The sequence below is a fragment of the Type-A symbiont of Plautia stali genome (genome assembly GCF_059731155.1).
This window is the reverse complement of the sequence record NZ_AP035891.1, coordinates 1210120-1229125: the sequence shown is the minus strand read 5'-3', so window position 1 is coordinate 1229125 and position 19006 is coordinate 1210120. Positions and strand designations below refer to the sequence as shown.

Sequence of the window (19006 nt, the reverse complement as noted above, 5' to 3'; positions counted from 1 at the left end):
CCCATACGTATAGCTAATCGTTCTACATTCTTACGTTAACTGATATAGTAGTTATAGCTTATTGCATTTTGCTGACTCGCTTTCCCTCATTATTACGCCATCAGGGCGGATACACGCCTGCAGGGAATGCACCTCTGTCGCTATCGGGAAGATATAACAATGAAATTGCAGCAGTTGCGTTACATCGTTGAAGTCTTTAACCACAACCTCAATGTCTCCTCCACAGCAGAGGGGCTGTATACCTCGCAACCGGGCATCAGTAAGCAGGTGCGCATGCTGGAAGATGAGCTGGGCGTGCAGATTTTTGCCCGAAGCGGCAAACATCTGACGCAGGTGACGCCAACGGGCGAAGAGATTATCCGTATCGCCCGCGAAGTTTTGTCCAGAGTGGATGCGATCAAATCGGTTGCCGGTGAACACACCTGGCCAGATAAAGGATCGCTGTACGTGGCCACGACCCACACTCAGGCGCGTTATGCACTGCCTGGCGTAATCAAAGGCTTTATCGAACGCTATCCTCGCGTTTCCCTGCATATGCATCAGGGTTCGCCCACACAAATTGCTGAGGCGGTCTCCAAAGGCAATGCCGATTTCGCCATTGCCACCGAAGCGCTGCACCTGTACGACGACTTAATTATGCTGCCGTGCTATCACTGGAACCGTGCCATTGTGGTCACGCCGGATCATCCGCTGGCGGGGAAATCCAATGTGTCGATTGAGGAGCTTGCTGATTTCCCGCTGGTGACTTACACCTTCGGTTTTACCGGCCGCTCAGAACTGGATACTGCCTTTAACCGTGCCGGTTTAACGCCGCGTATTGTTTTTACCGCGACCGATGCCGACGTGATCAAAACCTATGTGCGTTTAGGCCTGGGTGTAGGGGTGATTGCCAGCATGGCGGTGGACCCGGTTTCCGATCCGGATCTGGTGCGCATTGAAGCTTCAGAAATCTTCACCAATAGCACCACCAAGATTGGTTTCCGGCGCAGCACCTTCCTGCGTAGCTATATGTATGATTTCATTCAGCGCTTCGCGCCGCATCTGACGCGAGACGTGGTGGATGCTGCCGTGGCGCTGCGCTCAAACGAAGATATTGAAGCGATGTTCCGCGATATCAAGCTTCCTTTCAGGTAATCACCTAACTCATTATTTTTGCGGGATGTCCAGCGACTTCCCGCACACTTCCCGCCGCTTAGCACCAGCAGAACCTCAAAAAATTCCATTATTTTTTTGTAAATGAAACATTCGTCACATGCTTTTTCATTGTTATTTATTAAATGCGAATCAGTACACAATTTTTAGCTTGCCGCTTTGCGGACTGCCAGGAATATTCCCATACTCCAGTTAAGAGCTGGTGAGAAAGGGCTTTTTAACTGGCTCGTTAAATTAAACTCAAATTTAGAGTGGATCTAATTTTGGTTTAAGCCAAAGCTTCCTGGGAACTGAGTGAACAGCAGCGCAGCTTTATTGAATCATTCATGGATCCGAAGTCTAAATAACGCAGTCTGCGTCCAATTCTTATTAAGACATACTGTCGCGCATTTTACCGGACTCTCCGGTGGGCACGTTAAAAGCCCGTCCTTTAACACTCAGCATCTAAAAAAACGGTGTCATCAGTACAACGCTGATGACGATGGCTTTTTGTTGGCCGCGATCCGGGAGGAGTGACAGATGAATACCACAACTTTTTCATGGCTCAGCGTTTATGCCTTCTCAATGGCCTTTTGGGCTGCGGCCGTCTGGGCCGTCCTGTAATTCGCTAATCCTGCCAGTTAACGCTTTCTGAATGCCCTGACATTTGTCAGGGCATTTTTCGTTGCGGTTTTGTTTGTCAATTCGTGTTGTTATCAAAACGTTAACGAAAATGTGGTCTATCTTTAAGCTAAACCTTGCACTCTCTGAGGTTTAGCAGAAGAGCCCATAAAAGGAGGAGTTATGTCGTTAACGTTACGTGAGCAGAGTCAGGATGCGCTGGAAGTAGGGGCAAAAAAATATCATTACTACAGCTTGCCGAAAGCCGCTCAGCAGGTCGGCGATATTAATCGCTTACCAAAATCCCTCAAGGTTCTGCTGGAAAACCTGCTGCGCTGGCAGGATGAAGATTCCGTAACGGCAGCAGATACTCAGGCGCTGGTGGCGTGGCAGCAGACTGCACATGCCGATCGCGAAATTGCTTATCGTCCGGCGCGCGTGTTAATGCAGGATTTCACCGGCGTACCGGCCGTGGTTGACCTGGCGGCGATGCGTGAAGCCGTTAAGCGGCTGGGCGGTGATGTGGCGAAAGTTAATCCGCTGTCACCGGTCGATCTGGTGATTGACCACTCGGTCACGGTCGACCACTTTGGCGATGACGATGCGTTTGAAGAAAACGTGCGCTTAGAGATGGAACGCAACCACGAACGCTACGTTTTCCTGCGCTGGGGGCAAAAAGCCTTTAACCGTTTCCGCGTCGTGCCGCCTGGCACCGGTATCTGTCATCAGGTCAATCTGGAGTACCTCGGCAAAGCCATCTGGCATGAAACGTTGGACGGCAAAGAAGTGGCTTATCCGGATACGCTGGTCGGCACCGATTCCCATACCACCATGATTAACGCCCTGGGCGTGCTTGGCTGGGGCGTGGGCGGCATTGAAGCTGAGGCCGCCATGCTGGGCCAGCCGGTTTCAATGCTGATTCCCGATGTGGTGGGTTTCAAGCTGACCGGCAAACTGCGCCCCGGTATCACCGCCACCGACCTGGTATTAACCGTGACGCAGATGCTGCGCAAGCACGGGGTGGTCGGTAAGTTTGTCGAATTCTACGGTGACGGACTGGCCGATCTACCGCTGGCGGATCGCGCAACCATCGCCAACATGGCGCCGGAATATGGTGCAACCTGCGGTTTCTTCCCGATTGATGAAGTAACGCTCAGCTACATGACGCTCACCGGGCGCGATGCGCAGCAGGTTGAGCTGGTGGAAGCCTATGCAAAACAGCAGGGGCTGTGGCGTAAACCGGGCGATGAGCCCATCTTCACCAGCACGCTGGCGCTGGATATGGCTGAGGTAGAGTCGAGCCTCGCCGGTCCGAAGCGTCCGCAGGACCGCGTTTCCCTCGGCGACGTACCGGCGGCCTTTGACGCCAGTAACGAGCTGGAAGTGAATCACGCGCAGAAGCCGCACAAAACGGTCAGCTATCTGGACAGTGAAACCGGCGACCGCATCCAGCTGGATGATGGCGCCGTGGTGATCTCCGCGATTACGTCCTGTACCAACACCTCCAACCCCAGCGTATTGATGGCGGCTGGCCTGCTGGCGAAAAAAGCCGTCGAGCGCGGGCTGATGCGCAAACCCTGGGTAAAAGCCTCGCTGGCACCAGGATCAAAAGTGGTGTCTGATTATCTCGCCGTGGCGCAGCTGACCCCGTATCTTGATGAGCTGGGCTTTAACCTGGTGGGTTACGGCTGCACGACCTGCATCGGTAACTCCGGTCCGCTACCGGATGAGATCGAAAGCGCGATAAAAGAGGGCGATTTGACGGTGGGTGCCGTGTTGTCCGGCAACCGCAACTTCGAAGGGCGTATCCATCCACTGGTGAAAACCAACTGGCTGGCGTCTCCGCCGCTGGTGGTGGCGTATGCGCTGGCGGGCAACATGAAGATCAACCTGCAGACTGACCCGATCGGTCAGGATCAGCAGGGCAATGACGTCTATCTGAAGGATATCTGGCCATCGCCGGAAGAGATTGCCGCATCGGTACAGAAAGTTACCAGCGACATGTTCCATAAAGAGTACGCTGAGGTGTTCGACGGCACGCCTGAGTGGCAGCAGATCAAAGTCAGCGAAGCCGCGACCTATGACTGGGACCAAGGCTCAACCTATATTCGTCTGTCACCGTTTTTTGACGATATGGAAAAAACGCCGCAGCCGGTGCAGGACATTCACGGCGCGCGGATCCTAGCGATGCTCGGTGATTCGGTGACTACCGACCATATCTCCCCGGCTGGCAGCATTAAAGCGGAGAGTCCGGCGGGGCGTTATCTGCTGGCGCACGGCGTTGAGCGTAACGACTTCAACTCGTATGGCTCACGACGCGGCAACCACGAAGTCATGATGCGCGGTACTTTCGCCAACATCCGTATTCGCAACGAAATGGAGCCTGGCGTAGAGGGCGGTTATACCCGGCACTATCCGAGCCAGGAACAGCTGGCTATCTACGATGCGGCGATGAAATATCAGGAGGAGGGCGTACCGCTGGCGGTGATCGCCGGGAAAGAGTACGGCTCCGGCTCAAGCCGCGACTGGGCGGCGAAAGGTCCGCGCCTGCAGGGCGTGCGCGTGGTGATTGCCGAATCGTTCGAGCGTATTCACCGCTCTAACCTAATCGGCATGGGCATTTTACCGCTGGAGTTCCCGGCGGGCGTGACGCGTAAGACGCTACAGCTGACCGGGGAAGAGCGTATCGACGTGGTAAATCTGGCGCAGCTGCAGCCCGGCTGCAGCGTCCCGGTGACGCTGACGCGGGCTGATGGCAGCCAGCAGACGCTGGAAACCCGCTGTCGTATTGATACCGGTAATGAGCTGACCTATTACCAGAACGATGGCATTCTGCATTACGTGATACGCAATATGCTCAACTAAAAAACAAAGCCGGGCATGCCCGGCTTTATTATTGACGCTAACAGCGTGTGTCGCTGAGGCTCTTTGCAAGTGTGCGCACCGCCGCGTTACGATTTCGGCAGCAGATGTCCCATCTTCTCGGCTTTCGTATCGAGATAGTGCGCATTTTTCGGGTTACGGCCAACGATCAGCGGCACGCGCTCAACGATATTGATGCCCGCTTCTGACAGAATCTCCACTTTGCGCGGATTATTGGTCAGCAAACGTACTTCATTAATGCCCAGCAGTTTAAACATGTCGGCGCACAGGGTGAAGTCACGCTCATCGGCGGCAAAGCCCAGCTGATGGTTCGCTTCCACCGTGTCGTAGCCCTTGTCCTGCAACGCATAGGCGCGAATTTTGTTCAGCAGCCCGATGTTGCGGCCTTCCTGACGATGGTACAGCAACACACCGCGTCCTTCTTCCACAATGGCGGTCAGCGCCGCTTCCAGCTGGAAGCCGCAGTCGCAGCGCAGGCTGAACAGCGCATCGCCGGTGAGACATTCGGAGTGGACGCGCGCCAGCACCGGATTGTGATCGCTAATATCACCATAAACCAGCGCGACGTGGTCGTGGCCAGTTGCCAGTTCTTCAAAACCAACCATCAGGAAATCTCCCCATGGCGTGGGCAGTTTGGCTTCTGCTACCCGTTTTAGCTGCATGTGACTCTCCAGAACCTTCAGAGGATGCGCTATCATCATGATAACGCACGGGCCCGACTGGCCCGACGAAACTGCCTATATTGTGCCACAACCTGAACCAGGGCCGCTAATCAGTCAGAGTGATTGTAGTGATAAAGCACAATTATCTAAGCCGCAACGGGTATGTTATTCTTTTTTCAACTAAAGTTATGCAATACACCTGTCAGGTCGTGAAACAATAAAGGGACGAGATGTTAAAAATTGTGCAACGCACCACGCTGGGCGCGTTTTTATTATTGCTGATGCCGCTGGGGGTATGGCTTTCCGGCTGGCAGTGGCAACCGGGGGAGAGCGGGCATCTGTTGCGCGTGCTGTTCTGGATCACGGAAACAGTCACCAGTCCGTGGGGCACGCTGACCAGCCTGATTCTGAGCGGCTGGGTATTGTGGTGCCTGCGCTTTCGCCTCCGGCCGGCCATTCTGTTGTTAATTATCATGAACGGCGCGATTCTCGCCGGTCAGTCGACCAAAACTTTTATCAAAGAGCAGGTGCAGGAGCCACGGCCGTATGTGGTCTGGCTTGAGCACAGCCACGGCGTCAACGAACAGCAGTTTTATCAGCTGAAAAGGCAGCAGCGCGGCGAAATGGTGTCCGCCTTGCTCGCCAATGACACAAAGCTGCCCGCTTGGTTAAAAAATCACTGGGCGTTTAAGACGGGCTTTGCTTTTCCGTCTGGCCATACCATGTTTGCCGCCAGCTGGGCGCTGCTAGTGATTGGCCTGTTATGGCCGCGCCGGCATGTTGTCACGGTGGTGGTGCTGTTTGTCTGGGCTACGCTGGTAATGGGCAGCCGGCTGGTACTGGGCATGCACTGGCCGCGCGATCTGGTGGTCGCAACGCTGATCTCGTGGCTGCTGGTGACGCTGGCAACCTGGCTGGCGCAGCGCTTTTGTGGCCCGCTCAGCGTGCCGCCGGAAGAGCAGCGTGAGATTGCCGGGCGCGATGACGGATTGTAATTTCTCTCTTTGCCCCCATATGATTGATTGTACTTGCAGAAAGGGCACTAACTGCTGCGCGGATAAGCAGCAACGGCGGCACTTTTTTGGCATACTCTAACGGATAATCTCACGACAGGACGCATTGTGAAATATTTGCTGATTTTTCTCGTGGTTTTGTTCATTTTCATCATCTCCGTCACGCTCGGAGCGCATAATGACCAGATTGTCACTTTCAACTATCTGCTGGCGCAGGGCGAATTCCGCATTTCAACCTTGCTGGCCTGCCTGTTTGGTGCCGGATTTTTGCTGGGCTGGGCGATCTGTGGCCTGTTCTGGCTGCGCATTCGTGTTTCGCTGGCGCATGCACAGCGCAAACTGAAGCGCATGCAGGCGCAAAATGAACAATCTGTTGCGGTTAATAACGGATCCACTGCAGTGCGTCGGGATTAATGTTCGATGCTTGAATTGCTGTTTCTGCTTCTTCCTGTCGTGGCGGCGTACAGCTGGTATATGGGCCGCCGCAGTGCGCAACAGGATAAGCAACAGGAAGCTAACAGTCTGTCACGCGAATACGTGGCAGGGGTCAACTTTCTCCTTTCTAATCAGAAGGAGAAAGCGGTCGATCTGTTCCTTAATATGTTGAAAGAGGACAGCGGCACCGTTGAAGCCCACCTGACGCTCGGTAACCTGTTCCGTTCGCGCGGCGAAGTCGACCGCGCCATCCGCATCCACCAGTCGCTGATGGAAAGTGCGTCGCTTACTTACGATCAGCGTCTGCTGGCCATCCAGCAGCTGGGACGCGACTACATGGCCGCCGGCTTGTACGATCGCGCCGAAGACATGTTCAGTCAGCTGATCGATGAAATCGATTTTCGCATCAGCGCGCTACAGCAGCTGCTGCTGATTCATCAGGCGACCAGCGACTGGCAGAAAGCCATCGAAGTGGCGGAGCGGCTGGTAAAACTCGGCAAAGATAAGCAAAAGGGCGAAATCGCTCATTTCTACTGCGAGCTGGCGCTGCAGGCGCTGAGCAGTGACGACCTCGATCGTGCCATGAGCCTGTTGAAAAAGGGTGAAGCGGCCGACCACCAAAGCGCGCGCGTTTCCATCATGATGGGACGTATCCTGATGGAGCAGGGCGAATATGCGAAAGCGGCGCAGCGGCTGCAGCGCGTGCTGGAGCAGGACAAAGAGCTGGTGAGCGAAACGCTGCCGATGCTGGAAACCTGCTATCAGCGACTGGAGCAGTCTGACCGCTGGGCGCAGTTCCTGCAACGCTGCGTTGAAGAGAACACCGGCGCTGCGGCCGAACTCTATCTGGCGGACATTCTGGAACAGCAGCAGGGGCAGGAAGCGGCACAGCTCTACATTAACCGTCAGCTGCAGCGCCATCCCACCATGCGAGTGCTCCATCGTCTGATGGATTTCCACCTGCATGAGGCAGAAGATGGCCGCGCCAAAGAGAGTCTGATGGTGCTGCGCGACATGGTTGGCGAACAGATTCGTACTAAACCGCGCTACCGCTGCCAGAAGTGCGGCTTTACCGCGCACGCCCTCTACTGGCACTGCCCATCGTGCCGCGCCTGGTCTTCCGTTAAACCGATTCGCGGACTCGACGGCCTGTAAGCTGGCCGCGTTTGTTGAATATGTATAAAGCATAGTAGTTACAACATACTAATAGAGAAATTACCACCACCACCTAAAAACCGTGCAACACCTCGTCAAACAGCAAGGCAATCGCCGTCACAACGTTGTCGTGGCCGGATTGCACGAGTAGAATGCTTGCCGTTTGTCCATCGCGCCTGCGGGTGCCAGCCTCTGAGGAAACGTTATGCCTGTTACTCACTCACCGATTCTAGTGGCACTCGACTATCATGATCTCAATAGCGCACTGCAGTTCGTCGACCGTATCGATCCGGGCCAGTGCCGTCTGAAAGTGGGTAAAGAGATGTTTACCCTGTTTGGACCGTCGCTGGTGAAGACGTTGCAGGCGCGCGGTTTCGAGGTATTCCTCGATCTTAAATTTCATGACATCCCGAACACGACGGCGCATGCGGTCGCGGCGGCAGCGGATCTCGGCCTGTGGATGGTCAACGTGCATGCCAGCGGCGGGGCGCGGATGATGAGTGCGGCACGTGAAGCGCTGCTGCCGTTTGGCAGTGATGCGCCCTTGCTGATTGCGGTAACGGTGCTGACCAGCATGAACGAAGACGATCTCAAAGGTCTTGGCATCACCTTATCGCCGGCGCAGCAGGCTGAGCGTCTGGCACGGCTGACGCGCGAATGTAGCCTTGATGGCGTGGTGTGCTCGGCGCAGGAAGTCGCGCACTTTAAACAGGTTATCGGGCAGGATTTCGCGCTGGTCACGCCGGGTATTCGCCCGGCGGGTAGCGAGGCCGGCGATCAGCGTCGCATCATGACGCCGCAGCAGGCACAACAGGCCGGCGTGGATTACATGGTGATTGGGCGACCGATCACCCAATCTGCCGATCCGGCGCAGACGCTGCAGCAAATCCTGCACAGTTTACAGGAGGGCTAATGGCTCAGGACAATCCGCTGGTTTACTCCACCGAAACCGGCCGTATTACACATAGCGAAGAGAAACTGCAGCGACCGAAAGGCGATGGCACCGTGCGCATTCAGCGCCAGACCAGCGGGCGTAAAGGTAAAGGCGTGTGTCTGATCACCGGCATCGATCTCGATGATGACGCGCTGGCAAAGCTGGCGGCCGAGCTTAAGAAGAAGTGCGGCTGCGGCGGGGCGCTGAAAGAGGGCGTGATTAAGATTCAGGGCGATAAGCGCGATTTGCTCAAAACGCTGCTGGAAGCCAAAGGCATGAAGGTTAAACTGGCGGGCGGTTAATGAAAGCGGGCCACGCAAGGTGGTCCGATGTGACGTAGATGCGCTGCGTAGCCTGCTACAATATTATTATTAATCAACCTGATGGCCAATAATGCCGCCCACCGCGGCGCCACCGACGGTACCCAGCGCGCTGCCGTTGGTGAGCACCGATCCACCAATAGCACCGGCACCGGCGCCAATCGCCGTGTTACGGTCACGTTACGCCCTGAAGTTGTTCACCCGATGCATTCAGGCGGTGCTTTTCCTTTAGCCTACACGCTGGCGCACAACCCGTTGCGCGCGTTGTACGCGCTGGTTCATCTCGCTGGCGAACACGCAGAATTTGCCGCGCCCGTTCTCTTTAGCGTGGTACATCGCGGTATCGGCGTTACGAATCAGACTTTCGCGATCTTCGCCATGCAGCGGGGCGAGGGCGATGCCAATCGAGCAGCCGCTGTAGACTTCGATCAGCCCGATACGGAACGGTTGACGCAGCCGCTCCAGAATGCGTGATGCCGATGCCATCGCCTCCAGAGCCGCCTGACTGGTGTGCTCAGCCAGTACCACAAATTCATCACCGCCGAGGCGCGCCAGCGTCTGGTTCTTGCCGAGACAGCTGAGGATCGCCAGCGACACCGCCTGCAGCAGCTGGTCGCCAAACATATGGCCGTAGGCATCGTTTACCTTCTTGAAATTGTCGAGATCGAGGTAAACCACGCCGGTCTGGCTGCCGTTAGCCAGCTCCAGTGCCAGGCTAATTTGCTGATGGATAGCGTTGCGATTCGGCAGGCCGGTCACCGTGTCGGTATTGGCCATAACGCGTAAGCGCTCCTGCGCACGGCGCTCTTCTGTGATGTCGGTTCCGGAACAGATGAGGAAAATTTCATTTTTTCCGCTACCGCTGTGGACGAACTTATTACGAAACAGAAACAGTCGCTGACCTTTTGGGGTTTTAACCCAGCGCTCCACTTTATAGGAGTTGCCGTCGCGAAAGAAGCCGGCGATGTTGCGGCGCGACGCCTGCGCTTCCTGTTTGGTCATAAACAGCTGAAACACATTGCGGCCAATCACTTCCTGCTCTTTCAGGCCGGTGTACTCTTCGCTCAGGCGGTTAAAACGCTGAATAGCACCAGAAAATCCTGCACCGCGCCGGCCACAGCATCACGCCGACCAGAATCCAGATGGTGCCGGGCAGAAAACCCATCTGCGCCGCCAGGATCGGCCCGACCAGCGGACCGGCACCGGCGATCGCGGCAAAGTGGTGGCCAAACAGCACCCATTTGTTGGTAGGAACATAGTCCAGCCCGTCATTGAAGCGCTCTGCCGGCGTGCGGCGCCGGTCGTCCAGCTCCAAAATGCGCCTAGCGATAAATAGGCTGTAGAAGCGATACGCAATGCTGTAGCAGGCGACGGAGGCTATCACCAGCCAGACGGCATTAACGTGCTCGCCGCGACTGAGCGCCAGCATGGCGAACGCAGCCGCACCAATTAACGCCACCGCTAACCAGATCAATCTGGTTCTGACGTTGTTCATGAGTTAACTCCTTGTAGAGACGGGGAAAAAAGGCGATCGGAATACAACAAGTTAAAAGTAATGTAATGAATTGTTAACGACAGTGAATCGGATCAGAAGTGTGAAGCGGGAAACAAATTTAACAACTGCTCAGGCAGGCGGGGAAAAATGCGGGATAACGGCTATTATCCCGCACGATTTCATGCTCAGGCGGCCGGACGGGCCACCACGCTGCGTGTTTCCATGCGCACTTCGGCGATGGTCACATCAATCACATCGGTCACGCGGTAGGCCACTTCACCTTTGATCTGCACGGTGCCGCTTTCCTGCGAGCACACCAGTTCGTCACGCACGGCGTGAATGAACGGGGCAGGGATAAAGGCGACCGCACCGTTCTCCAGCAGGCGCACGCGCATGCCGCCGCGCGAAACGTCGATGATCTCCGCGCTGAATTTGCGGTCAGTGCCGGCAAACGGTGCGAGGAAGCGCGCGTACAGCCAGTCACCGACATCGCGCTCGGCCATGCGGTTGAGACGGCGACGCTCACTCATGATCAGGGTCACGTCATCCTGTGGCCGCGCAATGCTTTCGCCGCGCACAATAGCCTTCAGCAGACGATGGTTGATCATGTCGCCGAATTTACGAATCGGTGAAGTCCAAGTCGCGTAGGCGTCGAGGCCGAGGCCAAAATGCGGGCCCGGTTCGGTGCTGATTTCGGCGAAACTCTGGAAACGACGAATGCGGCTGTCGAGATACTGGGTCGGCTGCGCATCAAGCTGACGACGCAGCTGACGGAAACCTTCCAGCGTGGTAATGGCCTGCGGATCAACCGTGATACCGTGACCGGCCAGCACGCCAGCCGCCTGTTCCGCGTTCGCCTGGTCGAAACCGGTGTGCAGGTTGTAGATACCGAAGCCAAGCTTCTCCTGCAGCACTTTAGCGGCGCAGACGTTCGCGAGGATCATCGCTTCTTCCACGATGCGGTTAGCGATGCGGCGCGGTTCCGCAATGATATCCAGCACTTCGCCTTTCTCACCCAATACGAAGCGGTAGTCAGGGCGATCTTTAAACACCAGTGCATGCGTCTGACGCCACTCGCCGCGCGCCAGGCACAGGCGATGCAGCAGGCGAATCTGCTGCGCGATGGTGTCATTTTCCGGCTGCCAGCTGCCGCTGTTCTCCAGCCAGTCCGACACTTCGTCGTACACCAGCTTGGCTTTGGATTCGATCCACGCGGCAAAGAAGTGGGCATCGTCAGCTAGGCTGCCATCCGGCAGTACAGTGACGCGACACACCAGCGCCGGACGCTTCACGTTAGGGCGCAGCGAGCAGACATCATCTGACAGTTCGCGCGGCAGCATCGGGATGTTAAAGCCCGGCAGATAGTTGGTGAAGGCGCGTTTGGCGGCCAGCTGGTCGAGTTCGCTGCCGGCAGCAACGTAAGCGGTCGGGTCGGCAATGGCGATGGTCAGCGCCAGCTTACCTTCTGCCAGCTCTTCGACATACAGCGCATCGTCCATATCTTCGGTGCTGGCGCTGTCGATGGTGACAAAGTTCAACACCGTGAGATCTTCACGCTGCAGCTGTTCGTCCAGCATCTCACCAAAGCCCACTTCCGGCGCTTCGCGCTCCAAATTGTGGCGCGACAGCGTGACCCACCACGGCGCGAGGTGATCGTCCGCGGTGACAACAAATTCGGTCAGTTCAGCATAGAACCCGCGATCGCCTTTCAGCGGATGGCGGCGCATCTCTGCTACGGCCCAGTCACCGTTCTGGAAATCGTGGGTCAGGCCTCGCACGGCACGGCACTGAATCGCGTCTTTCAGCAGCGGATGATCCGGCACGATAGACAGGCGGTCATCTTTTTTCTGCACGCGGCCGACAAAGCGCATCAGGAACGGCTCAATCAGGGTTTCCGGCTCCGCGCTCTCGCGGTCTTTATCAGTGTGGATCACGGCGGAAATGCGATCGCCGTGCATCACTTTCTTCATCTGCGGAGGGGGAATGAAGTAGCTTTTCTGAGCGTCAACTTCGAGGAAGCCAAAGCCTTTTTCCGTGCCTTTCACAACACCTTCGGCGCGCGGGGTCTGCGCGTGAAGCTTCTCTTTCAGCTGCGCGAGCAGCGGGTTATCCTGGAACATAATATATTTAGTTTCGTGGCCTAAGAACGGTGGACAGTTTTACGCAAATCAGGTCCGCGCGGCAAGGCTAAAAGGCGAAAAAGCCGCTTTACGCGGCTTTTTACTTTCTGGTAACGCGGAGAACTCAAGCGATACGCTGGGTGGGCGCGGCGGCGGTCAGCGCCAGCTTCACCGGTACCGATTTGGAGGTGGGCGTGCCGCTGCCGTCACCGTAGCTGGAGAGCGGTATCAGCGGATTGGTCTCCGGATAGTAGGCGGCGAGGTTACCGCGCGGAATATTATACGGCACCAGCTTAAAGCCGCTGACGCGACGCGTCAGACCGTCATTCCACAGGGTTTCAATGTCAACCAGCTGCCCTTCGCTGAAACCGAGTGACGCCATGTCGTCCGGGTGGATGAACACCACTTCACGCTGACCGTACACGCCGCGATAGCGGTCATCCAGGCCGTAAATGGTAGTGTTGTACTGGTCATGCGAGCGCAGCGTCTGCAACGTGAACGGCACTTCAACGTCATTGCCCAGCTGCGGGAACAGCGAGGTCGGCAGCGCCGCCGCGCTGAATTCTGCCTGACGCGATGGCGTATTGAAGCGCAGTTCTGCGGTGGCGTTACCGAGGTAAAAGCCGCCGGGAATATCACACTGACGGTTAAAATCAGCGAAGCCGGGGATGGTCGCCGCAATGTGATCGCGAATAACGTTATAGTCAGCGGCCATGCCGAGCCAGTCGATGTAGTCGCTGCCCAGCGTCGCGTGCGCGATACCGGCCACAATGGCTGTTTCCGAGCGCTGCGTTTCCGCCAGCGGAATGCCGACACCTTCTGAGGCATGCACCATGCTGAACGAATCTTCCACGGTGATGAACTGGTTGCCGCTGGCCTGGCGATCGCGCTCGGTACGGCCCAGCGTCGGCAGAATCAGGCCTTCGTGGCCCGGTACCAGATGGCTGCGGTTCAGTTTGGTGCTGATGTGCATCGTCAGACCGCAGTGCTGCAGCGCTTCTTCGGTAACCGGTGAGTCCGGCGCCGCCGCAGCGAGGTTACCGCCCAGCGCAATCAGCACCTTGACTTCATCACGCAGCATGGCGTTGAGCGCTTCAACCGTGTTATGACCGTGCTCGCGCGGCGGTTCAAAAGCAAAATGCGCGCCCAGCGCATCGAGGAACGCTTTCGACGGTTTCTCGTCGATGCCCATGGTGCGATTACCCTGCACGTTACTGTGGCCGCGCACCGGACACAGACCCGCGCCTTGTTTGCCGAGCTGGCCAAACAGCAGCTGCAGGTTAACGATTTCCCGTACGGTATCGACCGAGTGTTTGTGCTGAGTAATGCCCATCGCCCAGGTGATGATCACCCGTTCGGCGCTCTGGTATATGGCAGCGGCTTCGCGAATCTGGGCTTCGCTCAGGCCCGACTGCTGCACAATCTGCTCCCAGCGGGTCTCGTCCACGGCCGCCAGATAATGCTCAACGCCCTGGGTGTGGGCGTCAATAAATGCCTGATCGAATATGCCTTTTTCACCGGCGGCCAGCCGTTTACGCTGCTCTTCCAGCAGCGCTTTGACCATCCCGCGCACCGCCGCCATATCGCCGCCGAGGTTGGGCTGATAATAGGCAGAACTGATGTTGCCGGCCATCGACGTCACCACTTCCAGCGGCTTCTGCGGATCGGCAAAACGTTCCAGGCCGCGCTCACGCAGGGTATTGAAGGTCACGATTCTGGCGCCGTGATCGGCGGCGTGACGCAGGCTGTGCAGCATGCGCGGATGGTTAGTGCCGGGGTTCTGGCCAAAGACAAAAATCGCATCAGCGTGGTCGAAATCGTCCAAGCGAATGGTGCCTTTACCGACGCCAATGCTGCGTTTCAGTCCGGTGCCGCTGGCTTCGTGGCACATGTTGGAGCAGTCAGGGAAATTGTTGGTGCCCAGTACGCGGCCAAACAGCTGGTACAGCCACGAGGCTTCATTGCTGGCGCGACCGGAAGTGTACAGCTCCAGCTGGTCCGGATGATCCATCGCCTGCAAATGCTGCGCGATCAGCGCGAAGGCGTCATCCCAGCTAATCGGCTCATAGTGATCGGTCGCGCTGTTGTAGCGCATCGGGTGGGTCAGGCGGCCCTGATACTCGAGGAAATAGTCGCTCTGCTGATACAGGGTGCTGACGCTGTGGCGGGCAAAAAATTCTGGCTCGACGACGCGGCGTGTCGCTTCCCAGGTCACGGCTTTCGCGCCGTTTTCGCAGAAGCTGAAAGTGCTCTTGTTATCATCGCCCCAGGCACAGCCCGGGCAGTCAAAGCCGCGCGCTTTGTTCATGCGCATCAGGTTACGCATGTTTTTCAGGGCGGCTTTACTGTCAAGGACAAAACGGGTGGTGGCTTCCAGCGAGCCCCAGCCGCCCGCAGCGGCGCGATAGGGCTGAATCTTACGTTTAAATTTCATGATAGTCGCAGGCTTATTGTTTATGAATTGTTATCAGAATGTGACTTCTGTTGGTGAGAAGTGTGCGACTGACGGCAAAAGTTGTCTAATTGATTGACTTAATGGTGCGATAGTTAACGTTTATCGCGCGGCAGTGGTGAAAGCGTGATCGGCATCATAAATTATCCGCTGCCGCGCGCCGGCGGGTAAGTGTGCGGCCAAATACTGGCTAATAATTGCTCTTTCCGTTAGCAAAAGGGCGCGCTCCATGAAGCAACTTGCCAGTCAGGTTCACGCATTCGGCAAAGCCTTAATGATGCCGATCTCCGTCATTGCTGCCGCCGGTATCTTTCTCGGTCTGGCCGCCGCGTTGCAGAATCCGGCGATCACCGGTGAAGCATTTGCCAGTTTGCAGGTGCCGCAGTTGATCATCGGTTTTATTCGTAAAGTGGCGGGCGCACTGTTTGCCAACCTGCCGGTATTTTTTGCCGTCGCCAGCGCGATTGGGCTGGCCAAAGCGGAGAAACCCACCGCCGCTTTTGCGGCAGTGTTACGGGCCGCAGGTCGAGAAGATCGCTAACGAGGTGAAAAGTGCGCTCGGCGTCGCCTGATGCCGGGCGTTACCGTTAATCATGCGGGTCGCGACCGGTGGCGACCCGCCGCGTCTCCGCGCATGCATCACAAGCTATCCGCCTGAGCAATCCGCCTGACAACGCAGAAATTTCTTCGCTGAGTGCGCGTTGGGGCGCGACGAGTTTTGCTACCATAACGCGATAAAAATTCGACGGTGGATAAGAAAATCGACATCAAGCAATTGATTTACCTTTGCAATCTGGAGCGCGAGCGCCATTTTGGCCGGGCGGCAGAGGCCAGTTTTGTCAGCCAGCCCACGCTCTCGATGCGGCTTAAAAACCTTGAGGGCGAGCTGGGGCTGTCGCTGATCAATCGCAGCAACAACTTTGACGGCTTCACGCCAGAAGGGGAACGCGTTCTGACGTGGGCGCGCGAAATTGTTTCGGTGTATCAGGGACTGAAGCTGGAAGTGGAGTCGCTTAAACACGGCGTAAACGGCACGCTGCGGCTGGGCGTGATGCCACAGTGCAGCGTGGCGCTGCCGGCATTACTGAAGGCGGTGGAAGCTCGCTATCCGCAGCTCGACTATCGCGTTTCCGCCATGAGCGCCGATCAACTGCTGGAAGCGCTTAACAGCCACACCGTGGACGGCGGTATCGGCTTTTTTGAGCTGACGTCACTGCGGGAACTGCATTTCCAGACCGCGCTGCTCAACGATCGCGGCGTGGAAGCCATTTTCCATCCCGATCATTTCCCAGCGCTGCTGCAGCATGAGCGGCTGTCGCTGCACACGCTGGCGAGCCAGCCGCTGTGTCTCGCCGAGCCAACGCGCTATTTCCGGCGTTACCTCGACGGACAGCTGCGCGAAACCGGCGTGCTGCCGCGGGTGATTGTGGAAAGCGCTTCTGTGATGCAGCTGATTCAGAGTGCGCAGGTTGGCCTGGGAGTCATGGTGTCGCCCTGCGGCCATCTGCTACCGGAAATGCTGCACCATCTGGCGCGCCGGCCGATTGATATCGCGCCGATGGGGCGTCAGGCAGCGCTGGTGATTGCCGAGCCGGGCAGGGCGTCGCCGCTGTCGCAGCACTTCTTTGACGAAGCACGACGCCACCTGGCGGATTAGCGCGCTTCGCCCAGCGCCATCAGCAGTCGATCCTGCCAGCTGGCAAATGCCACCGCCTGCATCAGCTTGAACAGGCGCTCGCTGCCCCAACCCGCGTTTAACAGCGGCTGCAGATGGGCGGCACTGAAGCGCTCCGGCAGCCGGGTAAGCTGGGCGCTCAGCGCGATCACCTGCTGCGTCAGGCTATCATCGCTAGCCTGATCCACATCGTGCAGCAAACGCGTGCGCCAGCCGTTCGCCAGCTGCGCGAACTGGCGTCGGCAGCCCAGTACGCGCGCGCTGACTGCCTGAGCCAGCTGTTCCTCTTCCCCACAATAAGCCTCAAGCCGCTGACGCAGCGTCGCCCAGCCATACAGCGCCTGGGCATCGTGCACCAGCAGCCAGACAGCGTCGTCGAGTCCGGCCATACCCTGACAAAAGGTCACCGCCGCCAGCTGGTCAGCGCTGGCTCCTGACTGAACAGCGCAGCATCGGCGTCGGCGGGCGGCGTGACGCCAGGGATCCAGCGCACCGGAAAGCCCATCATCGCCTGAAGCGCGGCGACCACGCGCGCCTGATAGCTGACGGAACCCACCACCTGGTTGAGCGTAACGATATCGGGTTCAGTCAGGCCTACCGCATCCAGTGCGCTGATGCTGCTGGCGGTAATCAGCTCAGGCTGCATCGCCAGCTGGCGCGCATACTGCGTGATTTGCGTCAGACGATCATTGCTTTCGCGCGAAGAATCCGGTCCCGGCAGCGGATTAAGCCGCGCCGAGTAGTGATTGCACAGCCGCTACACGCCAGCCACCTGCGCCACCGTGAGTGCGGTGCTGAGACGATCGTACAGCGTTAGCGTGTGGGTCAGCGAGGTGCTGACCGCATCGTGCAGCAGGGTATGGCTCAGGTCGCGTGCCGCCTGCAGCACAGGCTGAAAGCGCTGCAGCAGCGGCTGCAGTGCGCTGGCTTCCTGCTGCAGGCCGAGCAGAAAACGGTCATCAATATGAGCGGCTTCGGGAACCAGGGGAGCAGCAGCGGACGTATGCGGGCGAGTCTGGCTTTCATAAAAGCCAGTGGTCATGGCCGGGAGAACGGCGGTGTTCCATGGTCATTCCTTTCGCAAAAAACGGACTGAGTGCACAACAGGCAAATCTGAAAAGCGCATCGCCACTCAAGGGCTAGCTTATCGTCGCTGAACGGCTGTCCACGGCAAAAGAATGATGGGGAATAATTAATAGCGTGTGGCTATAAAGCGGGGAGAGAAAAGAAAAAGGGCGAGCACCTGGCTCGCTCGCAGAACTTATTTCAGTTCCAGCTCGTTCATCGCGGCAATGCTGAAGCCGCCATCCACGTGCACCACTTCACCGGTGATACCACCCGCCAAGTCTGAGCACAGGAAGGCCGCAGAGTTACCCACGTCTTCGATGGTGACGGTACGGCGAATCGGGGTTACCGCTTCGCAGTGTGCCAGCATCTTACGGAAATCTTTGATGCCTGATGCGGCCAGGGTACGGATTGGACCGGCTGACACGGCGTTAACACGCACGCCTTCCGGACCCATCGCGTTCGCCATGTAACGCACGTTGGCTTCCAGCGACGCTTTCGCCAGACCCATCACGTTGTAGTTCGGAATAGCGCGCTCTGCACCCAGGTAAGAGAGGGTCAGCAGTGCTGCGTTCGGGTTCAGCATCGCGCGGCACTTTTTAGCCATTGCCACAAAGCTGTAGGCGCTGATGTCGTGCGCGATTTTGAAGCCTTCACGGGTAACGGCGTTCACGTAGTCGCCATCCAGCTGGTCGCCCGGGGCGAAGCCGATGGAGTGAACAAAGCCGTCAAATTTCGACCAGGTTTTTGCCAGTTCAGTGAACAGGGCAGTGATGCTCTCGTCTTCTGCCACATCGCACGGCAGAACAATGTCTGAACCCAGTTCTTTAGCGAACTCTTCCACGCGACCTTTCAGTTTGTCGTTCTGGTAGGTGAAAGCCAGTTCTGCGCCCTGTTTGTGCATCGCCTGCGCAATACCGTAGGCGATGGAAAGTTTACTGGCAACGCCAGTAATCAGAATGCGCTTACCGGAAAGAAAACCCATAGCTGTAATCCTTATGGTCATTGTTGTTGGCGGTCGCGATGATTAAAAATTGTGCGACCG

12 protein-coding genes and 6 pseudogenes are annotated in these 19006 nt (G+C 57.2%); 10 read left to right on the top strand and 8 right to left on the bottom strand.

The window, feature by feature from the left end:
• Nucleotides 1-159 precede the first annotated feature (159 nt).
• The 3 genes and pseudogenes from cysB (at nucleotide 160) to acnA (ending at nucleotide 4617) form a co-directional block, all read left to right on the top strand.
• Entirely contained in the window at nucleotides 160-1134 is a 975-nt protein-coding gene (gene cysB, locus AC6I8M_RS06625) for an HTH-type transcriptional regulator CysB (protein ID WP_010617704.1), read from the top strand.
• A gap of 296 nt (nucleotides 1135-1430) precedes the next feature.
• Nucleotides 1431-1499, top strand: a pseudogene (locus AC6I8M_RS06620) (YciX family protein); the annotation flags it as partial.
• Nucleotides 1500-1935: 436 nt separating this feature from the next.
• Complete coding sequence (acnA, locus tag AC6I8M_RS06615) at nucleotides 1936-4617, top strand: aconitate hydratase AcnA (protein WP_010617703.1); 2682 nt, start codon at nucleotides 1936-1938, stop codon at nucleotides 4615-4617.
• A gap of 86 nt (nucleotides 4618-4703) precedes the next feature.
• Here the strand turns inward: acnA and ribA are convergent, their stop codons facing one another.
• On the bottom strand, nucleotides 4704-5297 hold the full coding sequence (ribA, locus tag AC6I8M_RS06610; RefSeq protein WP_010617702.1) for a GTP cyclohydrolase II: 594 nt from the start codon (nucleotides 5295-5297) through the stop codon (nucleotides 4704-4706).
• Nucleotides 5298-5527: 230 nt separating this feature from the next.
• Between ribA and pgpB the strand changes: the two genes are divergently transcribed.
• From pgpB to yciH, 5 genes are all read left to right on the top strand, one after another.
• Nucleotides 5528-6292, top strand: coding sequence for a phosphatidylglycerophosphatase B (gene pgpB / locus AC6I8M_RS06605; RefSeq protein ID WP_010617701.1), 765 nt, complete (start codon nucleotides 5528-5530; stop codon nucleotides 6290-6292).
• Nucleotides 6293-6418: 126 nt separating this feature from the next.
• Entirely contained in the window at nucleotides 6419-6724 is a 306-nt protein-coding gene (locus tag AC6I8M_RS06600) for a LapA family protein (RefSeq protein WP_010617700.1), read from the top strand.
• Between the two features lie 6 nt (nucleotides 6725-6730).
• Nucleotides 6731-7900 carry a lipopolysaccharide assembly protein LapB gene (lapB, locus tag AC6I8M_RS06595; protein ID WP_010617699.1) on the top strand — a complete coding sequence of 390 codons (1170 nt, stop codon included), beginning with the start codon at nucleotides 6731-6733 and terminating at the stop codon, nucleotides 7898-7900.
• A 205-nt stretch (nucleotides 7901-8105) separates the two neighbouring features.
• Nucleotides 8106-8813, top strand: a complete 708-nt coding sequence (pyrF, locus tag AC6I8M_RS06590; RefSeq protein WP_022547842.1) for an orotidine-5'-phosphate decarboxylase — start codon at nucleotides 8106-8108, stop codon at nucleotides 8811-8813.
• Nucleotides 8813-9136: a stress response translation initiation inhibitor YciH gene (gene yciH / locus AC6I8M_RS06585; RefSeq protein WP_010617697.1), complete on the top strand. Its 324-nt coding sequence runs from the start codon at nucleotides 8813-8815 to the stop codon at nucleotides 9134-9136. Before pyrF ends, yciH begins: the two co-directional genes overlap by 1 nt.
• A gap of 69 nt (nucleotides 9137-9205) precedes the next feature.
• Here the strand turns inward: yciH and AC6I8M_RS06580 are convergent.
• The 5 genes and pseudogenes from AC6I8M_RS06580 to AC6I8M_RS06560 form a co-directional block, all read right to left on the bottom strand.
• Nucleotides 9206-9334 (bottom strand): annotated as a pseudogene (locus AC6I8M_RS06580) (glycine zipper 2TM domain-containing protein); the annotation flags it as partial.
• 87 nt (nucleotides 9335-9421) lie between these two features.
• Nucleotides 9422-10246: pseudogene (locus tag AC6I8M_RS06575) on the bottom strand (diguanylate cyclase domain-containing protein); the annotation flags it as partial.
• A pseudogene (locus AC6I8M_RS06570) lies at nucleotides 10237-10649 on the bottom strand (carbon starvation CstA family protein); the annotation flags it as partial. The pseudogenes AC6I8M_RS06575 and AC6I8M_RS06570, both read right to left, overlap by 10 nt.
• Nucleotides 10650-10834: 185 nt before the next feature.
• Nucleotides 10835-12769, bottom strand: coding sequence for an exoribonuclease II (locus AC6I8M_RS06565; protein WP_498013712.1), 1935 nt, complete (start codon nucleotides 12767-12769; stop codon nucleotides 10835-10837).
• A gap of 124 nt (nucleotides 12770-12893) precedes the next feature.
• On the bottom strand, nucleotides 12894-15203 hold the full coding sequence (locus tag AC6I8M_RS06560; RefSeq protein ID WP_010617693.1) for an FdhF/YdeP family oxidoreductase: 2310 nt from the start codon (nucleotides 15201-15203) through the stop codon (nucleotides 12894-12896).
• Nucleotides 15204-15450: 247 nt separating this feature from the next.
• Here AC6I8M_RS06560 and AC6I8M_RS06555 point away from each other — a divergent pair.
• Both AC6I8M_RS06555 and AC6I8M_RS06550 read left to right on the top strand, forming a co-directional pair.
• Nucleotides 15451-15735 (top strand): annotated as a pseudogene (locus AC6I8M_RS06555) (PTS transporter subunit EIIC); the annotation flags it as partial.
• Nucleotides 15736-15981: 246 nt separating this feature from the next.
• On the top strand, nucleotides 15982-16878 hold the full coding sequence (locus AC6I8M_RS06550; protein WP_041387510.1) for a LysR family transcriptional regulator: 897 nt from the start codon (nucleotides 15982-15984) through the stop codon (nucleotides 16876-16878).
• On the opposite strand, the pseudogene AC6I8M_RS06545 reads toward AC6I8M_RS06550, so the two are convergent.
• Together AC6I8M_RS06545 and fabI are read right to left on the bottom strand one after the other, a co-directional pair.
• Nucleotides 16875-17963: pseudogene (locus AC6I8M_RS06545) on the bottom strand (CMD domain-containing protein). The gene AC6I8M_RS06550 and the pseudogene AC6I8M_RS06545 sit on opposite strands and share 4 nt — an antisense overlap.
• A 194-nt stretch (nucleotides 17964-18157) precedes the next feature.
• Nucleotides 18158-18946, bottom strand: a complete 789-nt coding sequence (gene fabI, locus AC6I8M_RS06540) for an enoyl-ACP reductase FabI (protein ID WP_010617689.1) — start codon at nucleotides 18944-18946, stop codon at nucleotides 18158-18160.
• Nucleotides 18947-19006 lie beyond the last annotated feature (60 nt).

Excerpts from the sequence above, each read along its gene's own strand:
- cysB (WP_010617704.1), top strand. The coding sequence starts at position 160 with ATGAAATTGCAGCAGTTGCGTTACATCGTTGAAGTCTTTAACCACAAC.
- acnA (WP_010617703.1), top strand. The coding sequence starts at position 1,936 with ATGTCGTTAACGTTACGTGAGCAGAGTCAGGATGCGCTGGAAGTAGGG.
- ribA (WP_010617702.1), bottom strand. The coding sequence starts at position 5,297 with ATGCAGCTAAAACGGGTAGCAGAAGCCAAACTGCCCACGCCATGGGGA.
- pgpB (WP_010617701.1), top strand. The coding sequence starts at position 5,528 with ATGTTAAAAATTGTGCAACGCACCACGCTGGGCGCGTTTTTATTATTG.
- lapB (WP_010617699.1), top strand. The coding sequence starts at position 6,731 with ATGCTTGAATTGCTGTTTCTGCTTCTTCCTGTCGTGGCGGCGTACAGC.
- pyrF (WP_022547842.1), top strand. The coding sequence starts at position 8,106 with ATGCCTGTTACTCACTCACCGATTCTAGTGGCACTCGACTATCATGAT.
- yciH (WP_010617697.1), top strand. The coding sequence starts at position 8,813 with ATGGCTCAGGACAATCCGCTGGTTTACTCCACCGAAACCGGCCGTATT.
- AC6I8M_RS06565 (WP_498013712.1), bottom strand. The coding sequence starts at position 12,769 with ATGTTCCAGGATAACCCGCTGCTCGCGCAGCTGAAAGAGAAGCTTCAC.
- AC6I8M_RS06560 (WP_010617693.1), bottom strand. The coding sequence starts at position 15,203 with ATGAAATTTAAACGTAAGATTCAGCCCTATCGCGCCGCTGCGGGCGGC.
- fabI (WP_010617689.1), bottom strand. The coding sequence starts at position 18,946 with ATGGGTTTTCTTTCCGGTAAGCGCATTCTGATTACTGGCGTTGCCAGT.